The 13,703-nt window shown below is 75.1% G+C and carries 8 protein-coding genes; 3 read left to right on the top strand and 5 right to left on the bottom strand.

Annotated features, from left to right (window positions below; genetic code table 11):
• Positions 1-160: 160 nt before the first annotated feature.
• Entirely contained in the window at positions 161-1,372 is a 1,212-nt protein-coding gene (locus IE290_RS02230) for an acetyl-CoA C-acetyltransferase (protein WP_191242796.1), read from the bottom strand.
• A gap of 101 nt (positions 1,373-1,473) precedes the next feature.
• Entirely contained in the window at positions 1,474-2,067 is a 594-nt protein-coding gene (locus IE290_RS02225) for a TetR/AcrR family transcriptional regulator (protein ID WP_191242795.1), read from the bottom strand.
• An 85-nt stretch (positions 2,068-2,152) separates the two neighbouring features.
• Here IE290_RS02225 and IE290_RS02220 point away from each other — a divergent pair, with 85 nt between their 5' ends.
• Together IE290_RS02220 and IE290_RS02215 are read left to right on the top strand one after the other, a co-directional pair.
• Entirely contained in the window at positions 2,153-3,475 is a 1,323-nt protein-coding gene (locus IE290_RS02220; RefSeq protein WP_191242794.1) for a flavin-containing monooxygenase, read from the top strand.
• Complete coding sequence (locus tag IE290_RS02215; protein ID WP_229874056.1) at positions 3,472-4,638, top strand: serine hydrolase domain-containing protein; 1,167 nt, start codon at positions 3,472-3,474, stop codon at positions 4,636-4,638. The genes IE290_RS02220 and IE290_RS02215 overlap by 4 nt, the downstream gene beginning before the upstream one ends.
• On the opposite strand, the gene recD is transcribed toward IE290_RS02215, so the two are convergent.
• The 3 genes from recD to recC are packed head-to-tail and all read right to left on the bottom strand — an operon-like array spanning position 4,573 to position 12,901.
• Positions 4,573-6,375 carry an exodeoxyribonuclease V subunit alpha gene (gene recD / locus IE290_RS02210; protein WP_191242793.1) on the bottom strand — a complete coding sequence of 601 codons (1,803 nt, stop codon included), beginning with the start codon at positions 6,373-6,375 and terminating at the stop codon, positions 4,573-4,575. The two genes, IE290_RS02215 and recD, sit on opposite strands and share 66 nt — an antisense overlap.
• A complete protein-coding gene (locus IE290_RS02205) occupies positions 6,372-9,641 on the bottom strand; it encodes a UvrD-helicase domain-containing protein (protein ID WP_191242792.1) in 3,270 nt (1,089 codons plus the stop codon). Before IE290_RS02205 ends, recD begins: the two co-directional genes overlap by 4 nt.
• On the bottom strand, positions 9,638-12,901 hold the full coding sequence (gene recC, locus IE290_RS02200; RefSeq protein ID WP_191242791.1) for an exodeoxyribonuclease V subunit gamma: 3,264 nt from the start codon (positions 12,899-12,901) through the stop codon (positions 9,638-9,640). Before recC ends, IE290_RS02205 begins: the two co-directional genes overlap by 4 nt.
• An 87-nt stretch (positions 12,902-12,988) precedes the next feature.
• Here recC and IE290_RS02195 point away from each other — a divergent pair, with 87 nt between their 5' ends.
• Positions 12,989-13,669 carry a hypothetical protein gene (locus IE290_RS02195; protein ID WP_191242790.1) on the top strand — a complete coding sequence of 227 codons (681 nt, stop codon included), beginning with the start codon at positions 12,989-12,991 and terminating at the stop codon, positions 13,667-13,669.
• Positions 13,670-13,703 lie beyond the last annotated feature (34 nt).

Below are 13,703 nucleotides of genomic sequence, written 5' to 3'. Positions count from 1 at the left end.
GTTGCCCCCGACACCGAAGCGTGACGTGCGTCGTCCCCGGGACAGGCCGGTGATCCTCACCGGCTCGGCGAAGGAGGCGTGGCCGTGCGCGAGCAGCGCGCGGTCTATCACCTGGGGAGCAGCGCCGGGGCCGCCGCTGGTGACCGGCGCGCCCGCGGCGTCAGGCGACCCGCTCGAAGACCGCCGCCAGGCCTTGGCCGCCGCCGATGCACATCGTCTCCAGGCCGTAGCGCGCCTCACGGCGGGTGAGTTCCCGCGCGAGCGTCGTCAGGATCCGGGCGCCGGTCGCGCCGACCGGGTGGCCCAGCGACACGCCGGAGCCGTTGACGTTGAGCCGCTCGTCGGTGTCGCTCAGGCCGAGCGTGCGGGTGCAGGCCAGCACCTGGGCGGCGAACGCCTCGTTCAGCTCGATCAGGTCCATCTCCCCCAGCGACAGCCCCGCCTTGGCCAGCGCGGCCCGCGTCGCGGGCACCGGCCCGATGCCCATCGTCTCCGCGGGCACCCCGGCGCGCGCGAACGACACCAGCCGCACCAGCGGGCGCAGCCCGAGCTTGTCCGCGGTCTCCCGGCTGGTCACCAGGCACGCCGCCGCCGCGTCGTTCTGGCCGCTCGCGTTGCCCGCGGTGACCGTCGCCTCCGGGTCGGTGCGGATCATGACCGGCTTCAGCTTCGCCAGGCCCTCGGCCGTGGTGTCCGGGCGCGGGTGCTCGTCGGCGTCGACCACCGTCTCACCCTTGCGGGAGCGCACCGTGACCGGGACGATCTCCTCCTTGAACAGCCCGCCCTCGATCGCCCGGGCCGCCCGCTGCTGCGAGCGCAGCGCCAGCGCGTCCTGGTCCTCGCGGGAGATCCCGTGCTCGCGGCGCAGGTTCTCCGCGGTCTCGATCATCCCGCCCGGGATCGGGTGGTGCACCCCGCCCGCGGTGGCCCGGCCGCGCGCCAGCGAGTCGTGCAGCTGCAGCCCGGCGCCCTTGATGCCCCAGCGGCCCTCGTGCGTGTAGTACGGCGCGGCGCTCATCACCTCGGCGCCACCGGCGAGCACCACGTCGCTGAACCCGGCGCGGATCTGCATCGCGGCGTCGAGCACGGCTTGCAGGCCCGAACCGCAGCGGCGGTCGATCTGGATGCCGGTGACCGTGTCCGGCAGCCCGGCGTCGAGGGCGGCCACGCGCCCGATCGCGGGCGCCTCCGAGGTCGGGTAGGCGTGCCCGAGGATGACCTCGTCGACGCGCTCGGGATCCACGCCGGTGCGCTCCACCACGGCGGACAGCACGTGCGCGGCGAGCGCGGCGGGGGTCTGGCCGGCCAGCGCTCCCCCGAACCGGCCGATCGGCGTGCGCAGCGGCTCGCAGATCACGACATCCACGGACATCCGTCGTCCTTTCACGGCTGGGCAGAGATGTCTTCGACCATCGCACCCCGGCACCAAGATGTCCAATATCCGATTGGCATCCGACTGAGACGGCGATCGTCTCAGCGGGGTGGCCGCAGGGCCGGGAACCAGATGTCGCTGAGCACCTCGGCGGCCTCGTCGGCCGTGGAGGTGATGGTGCCCTGCACCGCCCACCGGGTGAAGAACCGCTCCAGCTGGCTGACCAGCAGCTCGATCCGCAGGTGCGCCTCGGCCCGCCGCTGTGGCCCCCAGCGCTGCAGGTAACGGGGCATCGCGGCGGGCAGCTCGTCGACCGCGCGCTTGGCGATCGCCCGGAACTCCGGTTCGAGCGCCACCGCCTCGTCCCACGCCGGCAGGATCGCCTGGTTCTCCTCGAACCACGCCACCGCGCGCCGCATCCAGCGGGTGAACTCGGCGCGCGAGCCGGAGTCGAGCACCTCGTCCAGCTCGGCGTACACCGCCACCGCCCGCTGCGCCATCGTCTCCGCGCCAATCTTCTGCAGCACCTCGGGCTTGCCGGTGAAGTGCAGGTAGAACGTCGCGCGGCTGCAGCCCACCGCGGAGACGATGTCGTCGATCGTCACCGCCGCGTACCCGCGCTCGACGAACAACGCCTTCGCGTGCTCCAGCAGGTCGCGCCGGGTTTGCTGCTTCTGCCGCTCCCGCAGGGTCATGACGGTCAGCCTACTCACTGGACACACCGTCAGCGAACGTGTCACAGTGGGCTGGCGGCATCGTGGCCGGCACAGGAGGTACGCGTTGAGTTCACTCCCGACCGTCTGCATCATCGGCGCCGGCTGCTCCGGCTTCACCACCGCGAAGCGGCTGCGCGACCACGACATCCCCTACGACTGCTTCGAAATATCCGACGACGTCGGCGGCAACTGGTACTTCGGCAACCCCAACGGGCGCTCGGCCTGCTACCAGTCGCTGCACATCGACACCTCGACCACGCGCCTGCAGTTCGAGGACTTCCCGGCCGGCGCGGACTGGCCGCACTTCCCGCACCATTCGCTGATCCACCAGTACTTCCGCGACTACGTCGACCACTTCGGGCTGCGCGACACGATCACCTTCGGCACCGCGGTGGAGCACGCGGCCCGGCAGGCCGACGGCACCTGGCGGGTCACCCTGTCCACCGGACAGACCCGCGACTACGACGCGCTCGTGGTCGCCAACGGCCACCACTGGAACCCCTACCTGCCGGACTACCCCGGCAGTTTCGACGGGCCGGTCCTGCACAGCCACGCCTACCGCAGCCCGTTCGACCCGGTCGACATGCGGGACAAGCGGATCGTGGTGGTGGGCATGGGGAACTCGGCGCTGGACATCGCCTCCGAGCTGTCGCACCGCTCGATCGCCCGGCACGTCTGGGTGTCCGCGCGGCGCGGGGTGTGGGTGCTGTCCAAGTACCGCGGCGGGAAACCGGCGGACAAGATGATGATGCCGCCGTGGATGCCGAAGAAGCTCGGCCTGGCCCTGTCCCGGCGCGCCATCAAGAAGACGCTGGGCAACATGGAGGACTACGGTCTGCCCAAACCGGATCACGAGCCGCTGTCGGCGCACCCGTCGGTGAGCGTGGACTTCCTCGCCAAGGCCGGCTCGGGCGATCTGACCTGCGTGCCCGCGATCGAGCGGCTGGACGGCGACGCCGTGGTGTGCGTGGACGGCACGCGCATCGAGGCGGACGTGATCGTGTGCGCGACCGGGTACCGGATGGCGTTCCCGTTCTTCGACGACCCGGAGCTGCTGCCGGACGCCCAGCACCGGCTGCCGCTGTTCAAGCGGATCGTCAAGCCCGGCATCGGCAACCTGTACTTCGCGGGCCTGGCGCAGGCGTCGCCGACGATCGTGAACCTGGCCGAGCAGCAGAGCAAGCTGATCGCCCGGCACCTCACCGGGGAGTACGAGCTGCCCAGCGTCGCGGAGATGGAGGCGATCATCGCGCGCGACGAGGCGAAGCACCTGGGGCAGTACTACTCCGCGCCGCGGCACACCATCCAGCTCGACTTCGCCCGCTACGTCCGGGACCTGCACCGGGAGATCGAGGCGGGCCGGAAGCGGGCGGCGGCCGTCCGGTGAACGGCCACTGCGACGCGCGGTTCGCCGCGCTCGGCGACCTGCTGGCGAAGCGGCTGCGCGACGGCGACGAGGCGGGCGCCTCGGTCTGCGTCATCTCCGACGGTGTGGTGGCCGTGGACCTGTGGGGTGGTTTCGCCTCCCCCGGCGTGCCGTGGACGCGGGACACGCTGGTCACCACGTACTCGCTGACCAAGACCATGGCGGCGCTGGTGGCGCTCGCCCTCGTCGATTCGGGGCTGCTGGACCCGGACGCGCCGGTGGCGCGGTACTGGCCGGAGTTCGGCGCCGCGGGCAAGGAGGGCGTGCTGGTGCGGCACGTCCTGGGCCACACGTCGGGCGTGTGCGGGTGGGACGCACCGGTCACTCTCGAGGACATCTGTGACGTGGAACGGGCGGCCGCGCTGCTGGCGGCGCAGGAGCCGTGGTTCCCGCCCGGCGAGGGTTCCGGGTACCAGGCGGTCAGCCACGGGCACCTGCTCGGCGAGCTCGTCCGGCGGGTGACCGGGCGTTCGCTGGGCACCGTGCTGCGCACCGAGTTCGCCGAGCCACTCGGGGCGGACTACTGGCTGGGCGCGCCGCCGGACGTCGATTCCCGGGTCGCCACGCTGGTTCCGCCGCCATCGTCCGGTGTGGACTACGCGGCGCTCGACCCGATCGCGGTGCGCACGCTGACCAATCCGCTGATCGCGCCCGCGGTGACGACCACCCGGCCGTTCCTCGCGGCCGAGCTGGGCGGGTTGAACGGGCAGGGCAACGCGCGTTCGGTGGCGCGGCTGCAGTCGGTGGTCTCGCACGGCGGCGTGATCGAGGGCAGGCGGTACCTGTCGGCGTCCACTGTGGAGCGGATCTTCGACGTGCAGGCCGACGGGGTGGACCGGGTGCTGGGTGCGCCCGTCCGGTTCGGGCTCGGCTACGCGGTGGAGGGCCGGACCTGCTGGTGGAGCGGGTTCGGCGGGTCGGTGGTGCTCAACGACCTCGACCGGCGGCTGACCTTCGCCTACGTCATGAACCGGATGCAGCCGGGCCTGATCAACGCCCCGAACACGGTCGCCTACCTGGACGCGCTGCGGTCCTGTCTCGGTACCGAGGACGGCCCGCTACGGCGTCCGGCCGATGCCGGAGGCACGCAGGGCCGGGCGGCCGAGCGCGGCGCGGACAGCTGACTCACGGCCGACGATCCGCACGCGGCGGCGCGCCCGGGTGATCGCGGTGTAGAGCAGCTGCCGGGTGAGGATGGCCGAGGTCTCGTCGGGGAGGACGACGGTCACGCTGTCGTACTGGCTGCCCTGGCTGCGGTGGATCGTCATGGCGTAGGCGGGGTGGACCGAGCTGAGCCGGGCCGGGTGCACCAGCAGCGGTCCCGCGCCACGGTCGAAGGCCGCCACGAGTCCGCCGTCGCGCCGGACGACGACACCGGTGTCGCCGTTGCTGAGACCGGCGTCGTCGTCGTTCTCGGTCACCAGCAACGGCAGGCCCGGGTACCGGCGGTCCGGGTCGAGAACACGGCCGCTCGCCCGGCTGAGCCACGCGAGTGACCGGCGAGACCAGTGCCCCACCCCGGACGGCCCTTCGCGGTGCGCGCACAGCAGCCGGTGGGTGCCGAGCGCGGCGAGAGCGGCGGTGAGGTCGCCGCGTTCGGCCGCGTCGAGGAGCGCGAGGCCGGTCGTGACGACGTCGTCCCGCACGCCGGCGAGGTCGTCCGGCGGACGCAAGTCCACGGTCTCGTCGCCGGAGGTGAGGACGGCCATCGCCTCGTCCGCGGCTCCGCGCCGGACCGCGTCGGCGAGGGCGGCGATGCCGGCACCGAAGCGGTGGCCGTGACGCAGCCGGATCACCGCGTTGCCCAGCTGGTCGCGTTCGGCGTCCGGGAAACCCTCCGCGCCGAGGTCGCCGGGCACGAGCCGCGCGAGGGCCGGGCCGGGCGGCCGGGCCGGTGGGCGGGCGACGAGGTCGGCCAGGACCGCCCCGGCGTCCACGGACGCGAGCTGGTCGGGGTCGCCCAGGAGGATCAGCCGGGTCGCCGGGCGCACGGCCTCGGCCAGGCGCGCCATCATCGTCAGCGACACCATCGAGGTCTCGTCGAGCACGATGACGTCGTGGGGCAGCCGGTTGTGGGCGTGGTGGGTGAAGCGGCCGCGGCTGTCGCGCCGCGGCCCGAGCAGCCGGTGCAGCGTGGTGGCCACCAGACCGGCCGGCAGCCCGAGCTCTTCCGCCTGCGCGCCGATCGATTCCTGCAACCGGGCGGCGGCCTTGCCGGTCGGGGCGGCCAGCGCGACGCGGAGCGCGGGCCCGTGCAACGCGAACAGCAGGGCGAGGATCCGGGCGGCGGTGTGGGTCTTGCCGGTGCCGGGCCCGCCGGCGACGATCGTGGTCCACTCGGTCGCGGCCAGCGCGGCGGCCACGCGCTGCCGGTCCGGGGCGGGGCCGGGGAACAGGGCGGCCAGCGCGGCCGCGGCGGCCCCGAGGTCGACGGCGGGACGATCGCGTTCCCGGTCGGCCAGCGCCGTCCGGACGATCTCCTCCTGGCGGTGGTAGCGGGTGAGGAACAGCAACGGCCCGCCCGGCGTGTCCACCAGGGTCAGCGGGGTCAGGGGCCCGGCGGCGCCACCGGTCATCAGCGGGCTGCGCCGCACCGCCTCCGTCAGGCGCGACGGGTCCGGCCACGGCAGGTCGCCGGCGTCGGCGGCCAGGTCGGGCAGGCGGCCGAGCTCGACGCACACCGAGCCCAGGCGCAGAGCCCGGACGGTGAGCGCCGTCGCGAGCAGCACCGGTTCGCTGGTCTCGCCACCGAGCCTGCCGAGCCGGCTGGCGACGTGGACGTCCGCCGGGGCGAGCACCCCCGCCGCTTCGAAGGCGCGCAGCGCCCCGGTCGCGCGCAGGGTGGTCAGCGGCGCGGTCATGATCCCCCCAGCAGGGCGGACAGCTCGGTCACGAGCGCGGCGGGCGGGCGCCACGCGAACACGCCGCGGCCGGGCGGGGTGTCCGGGCCGATCATGGCGCGCACGAACAGGTACCGGGCGCCGGCGAGGTGCCGCGCCGGGTCGTAGCCGGGCAGCCGCCAGCGCAGGTAGCGGTGCAACGCGACCAGGTACAGCAGGGCCTGCAACGGGTAGTGGGCGCGCAGCATCTCCCGCGCCATCGCCTCCTGGGTGTACCAGGCGACGTCGACCGGACCGGGGAAGAGCTTGTTCGTCTTGTAGTCGACGACGGCGAACTCCGGCCCCGGACGGCGGAGGACGGCGTCGATGCTGCCGGTGAGGAACCCGCTCAGCGGGGGCGGGCTCAGGGTGGCGAGCACGTCGGGGTAGCCGGCGAGCGGATCGCCGGCCGGCAGGTGGCGGCGGATCAGCTCCGCCATCCCGGACACGCTCACCCCGTCCGCCACGGGGAACTCGAAGTCGAGCTCGGTGAGCCGGTCGCCGGGGGCGACGCCGGCGAGCGCCGCGCCGTCCACCGGGGTGCGCAACACCGCCGTGAGGGCGGTCGCCAGCGTGTCGGCGTCCACAGTGGACGCGCGGCGCGTGGTGGCTTCGGCGCAGCGCCGCCGCACCTCGCTCGCGAGGTCGTCCGCGGAGGTGTCGACGTTCTCCAGGACGGTGTGCACCAGCGTCCCGAACTCCGGCCCGGACGGCAGGTCGTTCATCAGCGATGCCGCCACGATCCCGGTGGGCGGCTCGGTGAACGTCGCCGGCGGGGTGTCCGGCTCGTCGACGGTGACCTTCTCGTCGGTTTCGCTCCCGGCGGCCGGGGTCGCGTGCGCGGCGGCGGTGAGCGCGCTGTAAGAAGCCCGGCGCCAGCTGAGGTCCAGTTCCCGCGTGAACGTGGCGACGGCCAGCTCTGGCTCCGCTTCGGCGGGTGGCCGCCACCGTCGCCCCGCGGGTGGCGTGGCGGGGACGGGCTCGACCGCGATGGTGCCGCCCGCGCGACCGGCCCAGTCCGCGAACCTCGCCTGAAGGTCCGCGTCGGCGGGGATCGGGGCGGTGGCGGCGGGGCCGGCCCGCCCGGCCGCGCGGCCGAACAGCAGGCGGTGCAGCGGCGCGGCCCGGGTGTTGAGGGTCGGCGCCCACCAGGCCACGACCCGGCACATCGCGCGGGTCAGGGCGACGTAGAGCAGCCGCAGGTCCTCCCCCGACTCCTCCTGCTGGTGCCGGGCCCGGCGGGCGGCGTACCCCGGCCCGTCCGCTCCGCCGACGTCGCGGACGCGCCGGCCGTCCTCGTGCAGCAGCAGCGACGCCACGTCCGGGGGTTTGCCGCCGTCCCACCCGAAGGGCAGGTACACCACCGGGTACTCCAGGCCCTTGGACGCGTGGATCGTCACGATGTGCACCGCCGCGGTGTCCCGGTCGAGCATCCGGCTGCGGTCGGCCGAGGTGACCAGCTGGTCCTCGGCGGACATGCGCGCCGCCAGCCAGCGGACCAGCGCGGTCAGCCCGAGTGACTGCGCGGTCGCGGCGCGGTTCAGCAGCTGCGCCAGGTGCCGCAGGTCGGTGAGCAGCCGCGCCCCGCCGTCCACGCCGAGGACGCGCTCGTCGAGCCGGGTCCGCCCGGCGAGCCGCTCGGTCATCGCCGCGACTCCCGCCCGCGTGAAGGTGCCCGCCAGGTCCCGCAGCAGCGCGGCGAGCTCGGACACCAGGTCGTCACCGCCGGCGTCCAGCTCGGTGGCCGTCGTCCCGATCAGCGGGGTGAGCGCGGCCAGCCGGACCGCGGCGGGCCGGTGCGGGTGCTCCAGCCCCTGCAGCAGCCGCAGCCAGGCCTCCGCCGCCGGGGTGGCGAAGACGCTCGTGCCTCCGGTCAGCACGCACGGGATCCCGGCGTCCTGCAGCGCGTCGCGGACCAGGGCGACCTGGGTTCGGTTGCGCACCAGGACGGCGATGTCGCCGGGTTCCAGCGGGCGCCGCAGGCCGTCCACGCCCAGCTGGGGCCGGCTCTCGAGAAGGCCGGCGACGTCGTCGGCCAGGTCGGCGGCCACCCGCCGGCGCACGGCCGCCACCGCCGGGAAGCCGCTGGTGTTCAGCGGTCCGCAGCCGGAGCGGCCGAGGTAGCGCAACCGCAGTGGCGCCACCCCGGGCAGGCGCTCCCCCGTGTGGGCGGGCGCGACCGGGTGGGCCACGATCTCCGGGTGGCCGAGCGCCGCACCCGCGTACACCCGCTCCAGCGCCGTCAGCAGGCCGGGGTCGCTGCGCCAGTTCACGTCCAGTTCGAGCCGGTGGCCGGCCACGCGGACGGCGTCGAGGTAGGCGAGCACCTCGGCGCCCCGGAAGGCGTAGATCGCCTGTTTCGGGTCGCCGACCAGGACGAGGGGGATGCTGCCGTGGAACGCCAGGCGCAGGATCTCCCACTGCACCGGATCGGTGTCCTGGAACTCGTCCACGAGCACGACCCGGTACCGGTCGCGGACCCGGCGCCGGGCGGCCGGGCCGTGCACGGGGTGCGCGAGGGCGTCCCGCAACAGCACCAGCAGGTCGTCGAAGTCCCGGATGCCGAGTCGCCGCTTGCGCAGCCGCACCTCCTCCCGCGCGGCCGCGGCGAAGTCGACCCGCTGGCCGGCCGGCGTGGCGGGATCGGCGCCGGCCGGCGCGAGCGCGGCCTGCCCGTCCCGAATCGCCGCCCAGGCCGCCGCCCGCGCCTGCGCCGGCGACAGCGGCGGCTGTCCGGCGTCGCGGTACCGGGCGAGGTAGAGGTCGCTGATCACCTCCTCGGCGAGGTCGTCGACCTGCTCGACGAGCACCGCGTCCGGCTCCCGCTCACCGGCGATCCCGAGGCTGTCGAGCATGCGCTGGCAGAAGCTGTGGGTGGTGGCGATGGTGGCGGAGTCGAAATCCGACAGCGCGCGCGACAACCGGCGCCGCCGCGTCCGCACGGCGTCGTCGTCGCCCCGGGCCAGCCAGGCCACGAGTTCGTCGTCGCCGTCGCGGGCCCGCGGCGGATCGGCCAGTGCCGCGGCGGTGGCCACCAGGCGGGCGCGGACGCGTTCACGCAGTTCCTGGGTGGCGGCGCGGCCGAAGGTGACCACCATCAGCTGCGGCAGCTCGGCCACGCCCTCGGCGATGTACCGCGTGGCCAGCCCGCTGATCGCGTAGGTCTTGCCCGTGCCGGCACTGGCTTCGATGACAGTGGTGCCCGCCGGCTCGGCACCGGCCGGGTCGAACCGTTCCCCGGGGCTCATGCCGGCCCCACCTCCTCAGCCCCGAGCAACGGGTCCCAGACCCGCCGCGCGAGCACGCCGAACCGCGACGTCTCCGCCGGCCACTGCTCGCCGGAGCGGGGCGCGGTGTCCCACACCCGCTCGAACGCAACCCCGGTGCCGTGGACGAACCGAACCGCCTCGTCGGCGTTCTCGCCCGGGACCGTCCCGCCGGTCCAGGCCCGTGCCGCGTCGAGCCGGGCCTCCTCGGCGTCCATCCCGGCCAGGCGCCGGGCGGCGTACCGCTCGGCTGCCGCGGGCGCGAGCGGCAGGGGTTCGGCCATCCCCCGGTCGTGCAGGTCGGCCAGCTGGACGAGGATCTCGCCGGCACCGGACGGCACCGCGAGGGTGGAGCGGCGCGCCGCCGGCGCCTCGGCCTTGACCGGGCCGATCGTGACGGCGCGCCAACCGGGGTCACCGGTCGCGGCGGCGACCGCGAGCAGCCGGGCCCAGGCGGCGACGCGCTGCCTGGGCGACAACGCGGAGTAGGAGGCGTTCAGCAGAACCGTTCCGCGCACGCCCGCGACGGTGCCGGTGATCCGCCGGTGCCCGGGGAGGGCCACCGTGACGTCGACGCTCGTCGCGGCCACGTCCAGGTGTGGCGCCGCGGCGTTGCGGACCACGTCCACGCTGCGCGCGATGGCGTCCACCGCGGTGGTGCCCAGCCGTCCGGCGGGCAGGGTGCCGCGGCGCAGCTCCGCCTGGCACAGGTCGGGCAGCGCGGCGCCGGCCAGCGCGGCCGCCAGCATGCGGGTGCCGATCTCCCAGCGGACCAGCCCGTCGACGGCCAGCGGCAGGGCGTCGCCGATCTCCCCGGCCGGGCCGGGCAGCGTGATGCCGAGGCGTTGCCGCAGGAACGCGCGGGCCGGGTTGGCGAGGAACGCGACCAGGTCGTCCAGGGCGATGTCCGTGCGCACCGGCGCCAGCGGGGCGGGCAGGAACGGCGGCGGTGGCGAGGGCCGCCGGGCCGCGCGCGCCGCGGCGAACGCGTCGGAGTCGAAGCTGGCCGGCGCGGGCGGGGCGAAGTTCGCCGCGTCGAAGGGCTGCAGCGGCTGCCGGGTCACCACCGCGCCCGGATCGGTCACGGTCGCCCGGACCACGTCGATCAGCTCCGCCAGCGGCGCCGCGGGCGGCCGGACGGCGCCGGTGACCGGATCCGCGCCGGTGTAGCAGATGAGCAGGTGGTCGGTGGCCGCCAGGACGGCGTCCAGCAGCAGCTGGCGGTCTTCGCTGCGCGGGTCGCGCTCGCCCGCGCACGGGTCGCGGGCCAGGACGTCGTCGCCGTCGGCGCCCGCGTCGCGCGGGAACAGGTCGTCGTCCAGGCCGATCAGGGCGACCACCCGGTGCGGCACCGACCGCATCGGCACCAGCGTGCACACCGTCAGGTCCCCGGTGCGGAAGTTCGACCGGGTGGGGCGCGGGTCCAGCCGCCGGGCCAGCATCGACCGCACGTCGGCCAGGCGCAGCCGCGTCGCACCCGCGTGCTCGTTGGCCGCGGCCAGCTCCCGCGAGGCCTGCACGCGCTGCCAGGACAGCTCCGGTGGCACGGCGGTGAGCAGGTCGAGCGCCGACTCCAGCGCCGCCGTCCAGTCCACGGCCGGCTGCTCCCCGGCGAGCCGGGCCAGTGTCGCGGCCAGCCGGTCGGCGAGCTCGGCGAACCGCCCCGCCAGGTCCACGTCGCTGGAGTCGACGTCGTCCAGCGGCAGCGCGAGCCCCAGCCACTCGTGCTCGCTCTCGTCCGCGGCGACCCCCAGCAGCAGCCGGTCCAGGGCCGTGGCGAAGGTGTTCTGCCGGACGCCGGCCAGGCCGTGGGCGGCGCGCTGCCGCTCACCCAGGCCCCACCGGGCTCCGGCGGTGACGGTCCAGGTCCGCAACGTCTCCACGGCGTCGGCGGTGAACCCGAACCGGCGGGCGACCGGCTCGCTCGCCGCCAGGTCGAGTACCTCGCCGGCCGTGACCCGCCCGTCCGCCAGCCGCAGGAGCGTCGAGACGATGTCCAGCACCGGGTTGGTGCGGGCCGGTCCCCGGTCGGCCAGCCGCACCCGCAGCCGGTGCCCGGGGTGCCGGGCGGACCCGGGCTGCCCGAACGCGGCCGTGATCAGCGGCGCGAAGGCGTCCACGTCCGGGCACATCACGATGATGTCGCGGGGTTGCAGTGTGTCGTCGGCGGCGAGCAGCCCGAGCAGGGCTTCCCGGAGCACCTCCACCTGGCGGGCCGCACCGTGGCAGGCGTGGATCGCGATGGTGCCGTCGTGCCGGACGAGACCGGCGGCTCCGGGCGGGCGGTCCGCGGCGATGTCCGCGCGCACCGCGGCCAGGGTGCCGGTGCCCGGCTCCCGACCCGGGTGGTGCACGTCCGCGCCGCGTCCCCGCAGGCGGTGCTGCAGCTCGCGCACGTCCCGGGACAGCCCGGCCAGCAGCGGGTTGCGCAGGCCGGCGGCGCTGTCGTCCTGCGCGCGCCGCACCGGCGCCGGGTGACCGGCGAGCGTCTCCCACATCGCCGGGCTCGGATGGGTGAGCCACAGGTGGACGTCGCGATGGTCGGCGAGCGCGCCGAGCACCTCGAGGTGGGCGTGGGGCAGCCGGGTCGGCCCGAACAGCGACACCCGCCGCGGCAGGTCCACCAGGCCGGGTTCGGCGGACAGCCGCCGGCAGGCGTCCGCCAGCTGTTCGGCCGGGCTCGGCACCCCCGCCCGCGCCCGCACCCGCCGCCACAACTCGACCTGCCAGGCCAGGTCCTCGTCCACGGTGCCGCCGGCGCCGTCCGAGGCGACACCGGCCGCCCAGTCGGTGAGCATGGCCGGGCGGTTCTCGCCGTAGGCGCGGAACAGGCGGGTCACTGCTTCGGCCGTGCTGTAGCGGCGGCCCCGGCGGTGCGAGCCGGGCTCGTCGGCGGCGCCCAGGTGGTGCGCCAGCAGCGCGCACCACGGCTCGGCGAGGCAGTCGTCGATCACCTCCAGCACGGTCCACAGCAGACGGCCGGGGGCCCACGGATCGTCCTCGGGCCGCGTGGTGCCGCCCGCCGCCAGCGCGCCGGCGACCAGGCGGTCCGGGTGGGGGAAGTCGATGTTGGCGGCGATCCCGAGCGTGGCCGACAACCGTTGCGCGAGCCACCGCTCGACCCCTTTCGCGGGCACCGCGACGACTTCCGGGGCGAACGGGTCGTCCGGGGGCGCGCGCAGGAGCTCGGCGAGAGCACCGACGAGGGTGCCGGCGCTCTCGGCGCGGTGCACGGTGAGCATCGCGCGCCTCCTCGCTCCCCGTTCCCGGTCGGGAGTGGACCGATCGTAGGTCATCCCGCCGCGGGCGGCAGGGAGGATGATCCGTGCATGGCGTTTCACGACACCGGCGAACTCCCGGCCTGGCGGCGGCCCACCGCGGGCGCCCACCGGTGGCCCGCGGCTTTGACCGTGGCGGTGGTGATCGGGTTGCAGCTGCTCCTGCCCGATCGCCTGGTGCTCCAGCCGCACTGGGTGCTGCCCGGGCTGTCGGCGCTGCTGCTGGTGGCACTGGTGCTCCTGGGCCCGGGCCGGGCGGCCGGCGACCACCGGCACGCCCGCAAGGTCGCGCTGAGCCTGGTGTTCGTCGTGAGCGCGGGCAACGCCGGATCGGCCGTCCTCCTCGTCGGCCACATCCTCGACGGTTCGATCGGGGACCAGGCGGGCCCGCTGCTGGCCGCCGGCGCGGGCATCTACCTGACCAACGTCGTGGTGTTCTCCCTGTGGTACTGGGAGTTCGACCGCGGCGGCCCGGCCGCGCGGGCGGCGGGCACCCGGCAGTACCCGGACCTGCTGTTCCCCCAGATGACCAGTCCCGGGCTCGCCCCGCCCGAGTGGGAACCGGGGTACCTGGACTACCTGTACCTCGCCTTCACCAACGCGACCGCGTTCAGCCCGACCGACGTCATGCCGCTGAAGCCGTGGGCGAAGCTCACGATGCTGGCCCAGTCGGTGGTGTCCCTCGTGCTCGTGGTGCTGGTCGTCGCCCGGGCGGTGAACATCCTGCGGTGACGGCGGCACCGCGTGGACAACAAACATCGCGGTG

The sequence above is a fragment of the Amycolatopsis deserti genome (genome assembly GCF_014653945.1).
Taxonomy (GTDB): Bacteria; Actinomycetota; Actinomycetes; order Mycobacteriales; family Pseudonocardiaceae; genus Amycolatopsis_E; species Amycolatopsis_E deserti.
Note: the sequence above shows the minus strand (reverse complement) of the source record. Positions and strands in the feature narration are given on the sequence as shown.

What these genes read in the sequence shown, in the direction of transcription:
- IE290_RS02230 (WP_191242796.1), bottom strand. Translation starts at nt 1,372, where the DNA reads ATGTCCGTGGATGTCGTGATCTGCGAGCCGCTGCGCACGCCGATCGGC.
- IE290_RS02225 (WP_191242795.1), bottom strand. Translation starts at nt 2,067, where the DNA reads ATGACCCTGCGGGAGCGGCAGAAGCAGCAAACCCGGCGCGACCTGCTG.
- recD (WP_191242793.1), bottom strand. Translation starts at nt 6,375, where the DNA reads ATGACCGCGCCGCTGACCACCCTGCGCGCGACCGGGGCGCTGCGCGCC.
- IE290_RS02205 (WP_191242792.1), bottom strand. Translation starts at nt 9,641, where the DNA reads ATGAGCCCCGGGGAACGGTTCGACCCGGCCGGTGCCGAGCCGGCGGGC.
- recC (WP_191242791.1), bottom strand. Translation starts at nt 12,901, where the DNA reads ATGCTCACCGTGCACCGCGCCGAGAGCGCCGGCACCCTCGTCGGTGCT.
- IE290_RS02195 (WP_191242790.1), top strand. Translation starts at nt 12,989, where the DNA reads ATGGCGTTTCACGACACCGGCGAACTCCCGGCCTGGCGGCGGCCCACC.